2 protein-coding genes are annotated in these 3,623 nt (G+C 32.7%); both read right to left on the bottom strand.

What is annotated here, in order from left to right; translation table 11 throughout:
• Positions 1–1,400 (bottom strand): membrane protein insertase YidC (gene yidC, locus Q0C58_RS01800; RefSeq protein ID WP_290696702.1); only part of this gene is annotated, 1,400 nt, incomplete at its 3' end.
• A gap of 162 nt (positions 1,401–1,562) precedes the next feature.
• A complete protein-coding gene (locus Q0C58_RS01795; protein ID WP_290696701.1) occupies positions 1,563–3,179 on the bottom strand; it encodes a CTP synthase in 1,617 nt (538 codons plus the stop codon).
• Between the last annotated feature and the right edge of the window lie 444 nt (positions 3,180–3,623).

Below are 3,623 nucleotides of genomic sequence, written 5' to 3'. Positions count from 1 at the left end.
AACATAAACAAAGCATAAAACACTGGCATTTGTATTAATGCTGGTAAACAACCAGCTAATGGACTGGCTCCTGCTTTATTTTGTAGCGCCATAGTTTCTTGCTGCGCTTTCATTTTATTGTCTTTATACTTTTCTTTTATAGCCTCTAGTTCTGGCTTTAAAATTTTCATTTTCATTTGCGACAAATACTGCTTGTATTGTACAAAAGACATTAATAATTTAATAAGCACTGTCATTACTATAATAGCAATACCATAAGGTAAGAAAGAACTTAAAAAAGTAAATAATGGAATAAATAAATACTTATTTATCCAACCAAAAAGTCCCCAACCAAAAGGAATACTCTCTTCTAAATTTTTATCGTATTTGCTTAAAATATTACTTTCTGTAGGACCATAAAACAAACCAAAACTTTGGTTTAATTCATTTCCGCTAAAAGCCAAAGCTGTTTTAGCTCCAAATGTTTTGGTGTATAAAGTGTCTATATCTTCGTCTTCTACTAAATCTTTAGACGTAAGCATTACCGACTTTAAAGGTGCATTATTAGCTACTAAAATAGAACTAAAAAAGTGCTGTCTAAACGATAGCCACTCTAAATCTTCAACTTCTTCCTCGTCTTCACCAGTGGCTCCTAATTTATCTATATTACTACCATCGTGTTGGTAGGTTAAACGTGTATATCGGTTTTCGTAAGTAATACTTTCGTCATGACGTTTACTGGTTTGAGACCAATCTAGTTTTATCTCTTGAGAACCATTAATAACATCGCTTAAACCTTGAGATTTAATAGTAAAATCTATCATGTAATCGTTTGGTTTGATTACATATAAATACTCTAAAAACTTAGTTTCGGACACTTTAAGTTTCATAGAAACTACAGTGTTTTCTCCGTTTTTAGTTACTTTAGACTGAAACGGTAAATCTTTAGTATTTAAAATTCTGCTATCTGTAGTTCCAAAATTAATATTAAAACTTGCATTATTTTCTTTTACTAAATAAATAGGAATTGAATCGAAATCTACAAATTCACTTAACTTAACTTCAGATAAATGGCCACCTTTTTTAGCAAATACTAAGTCCAGCACACCATTATTTACTGTAACATTTTTTGAAGCTAAACCTGCTGCATAAGCAAACGCTCCTAATTTGTTTTTAGCCGCTACTTGTTGCAAAGAATCTCCTGCTTGAATATTAGAGAAATCTTCTCCTTGGACTACTTTTACATCCTCAGGTGAACTTGTTTCAACCGTAGCCTTTTCTTTATCTATTTGTTCTTGCTTTGCTTTTTCGGCTGCAAGTTCTTCTGGTGAAGGTTGGTTATTCCACATCATTAACAATAGAATACCGAATATAAGCACGAATCCTATTATCGATTTTACGTCTAATTTCTTTTCTTCCATATTATTTTGGCTATCTCGACGTATCGAGAAGTAATCTAGTTAGTTTATTCTCTTAAAAAACCTGCATCTAAAATAAAATCAAGTTTTTGCAATTCTAAAATTACTCCTCAAAAAGTAATCCGTTATTTTTTTTATGCCAAACTGACATCTAATATACTATTCCTACTGCTCTTTATGCTTTAAAGCTGCAGCTACAAAAGCTACAAAAAGTGGATGCGGATTGGCAACTGTACTTTTATATTCTGGATGGTATTGCACACCAACAAACCAAGGATGATTTGGAATTTCTACTATCTCTACAAGGTTTGTATCAGGATTTAAACCTGTTGCAATCATGCCTTTTGCTTCAATTTGTGTTTTGTATTCGCTATTAAACTCATAACGGTGTCTGTGTCGCTCTGCTATAGTTTTAGTATTGTAAACGTTTGCAACAATACTGCCTGCTTTTAATTCACAATCCCAAGTACCTAGACGCATAGTACCACCTTTATCTGTAATGGTTTTTTGAGCTTCCATTAAATTAATAACTGGATTGGTTGTATGCTCGTCCATTTCTGTAGAATTAGCATCTTTTAAACCTAATACATTACGAGAAAACTCAATTACTGCCATTTGCATACCCAAACATATTCCTAAAAACGGAATATTATGTTCTCGTACATACTTAACAGCATCTATTTTACCTTCTATACCACGTTCTCCAAATCCTGGAGCTACTAAAACACCATCTAAATGCGATAGCATTTCTTTAGCATTATAACCATTTAAATGCTCAGAATGTACAGACTCTACGGTTACTTTAACCTCATTCTCTGCTCCTGCATGAATAAACGACTCTAATATAGATTTATAAGAATCTTGAAGCTCTACGTATTTACCTATTAAACCAATAGTAACTTCAGACTTTGGATTTCTATGGCGTTGTAAAAATTCGTTCCAATGCGTTAAATCTGGTGTTTTTCTTTCTAAGCCTAGCTTTCTAAGCACAACAGTATCTAAACCTTCTTCTAACATTAAATTAGGCACATCGTAAATTGTAGATGCATCTATAGATTGCAATACAGAATCTGGCGTTACATTACAAAAACGCGCTAATTTATGGCGAATATCTTGCGATAATTCGTGCTCTGTTCTACACACTAAAATATCTGCTTGCACACCACTTTCCATAAGTGTTTTAACACTATGTTGTGTTGGTTTTGTTTTTAATTCTCCTGCTGCAGCCAAATAAGGAATTAAAGTTAAGTGAATTGCTAATGCATTGTTTTCACCTAATTCCCATTTTAACTGTCTTACACTTTCTACATAAGGTAAAGACTCAATATCACCTACGGTTCCACCAAGTTCTGTAATTACAATATCGTAATCTCCAGAACGTCCTAATATTTGGATTCTGCGTTTTATTTCGTCTGTAATATGTGGAATCACCTGTACCGTTTTACCTAAAAACTCGCCACGACGCTCTTTTTGGATCACGCTTTGGTAAATACGACCTGTTGTTACGTTATTTGCTTGACTTGTAGGCACGTTTAAAAAACGCTCGTAGTGTCCTAAATCTAAATCGGTTTCTGCTCCATCTTCTGTAACATAACATTCGCCATGCTCGTAAGGATTTAAAGTTCCAGGATCTACGTTAATGTAAGGATCTAATTTTTGAATTGTAGTTCTGTAACCTTGTGCCTGAAGAAGCTTTGCTAAAGAAGCAGCTATAATGCCTTTTCCAAGTGAAGATGTTACTCCTCCAGTTACAAATATGTATTTTGTTGTTGTTGTTGCCATTGTACGTTGTTAAACGCGGACAAAATTACACTTTTAAGTTGAAAAATTAAGTGTTTAACCTTTTATTTTTATAGGAATTTATACTGAATCACTAAAACCATAACCTTTTGTTTTTAAATACATTAAGCAATAAACAAACTTCTAAATTATACTCTTAATGAAACATAAAGCAAACAATAGATGTTATCATTAAAAAGAAACATTAAACATAAATAGAAAAGTAGATTGAATTATATAAGCGGCTTTTCTATTGGGAAACTTATTAAACTTGACTTTCTAAAAAAAATACTCTAACTTCGTTTAACGTCTGATATAAAACATTAAAACGATTTCATATCTGGTAACACGTTACCTCTAATTGCGCACTCACTCAATTAAAGCTGAAATGTCGCGGAATTAAAGCCGAATAGAACGTTGAAATTCTTACTCAAAATCTGAATTTAT

The sequence above is a fragment of the Lacinutrix sp. genome (genome assembly GCF_023299985.1).
Lineage (GTDB): Bacteria > Bacteroidota > Bacteroidia > Flavobacteriales > Flavobacteriaceae > Lacinutrix.
The sequence above is the reverse complement of the archived record's forward strand: the minus strand, read 5'-3'. Positions and strand labels throughout refer to the sequence as shown.

Bases quoted from the DNA above. Each gene is read 5' to 3' on its own strand.
- Q0C58_RS01795 (WP_290696701.1), bottom strand. From the start codon at position 3,179: ATGGCAACAACAACAACAAAATACATATTTGTAACTGGAGGAGTAACA.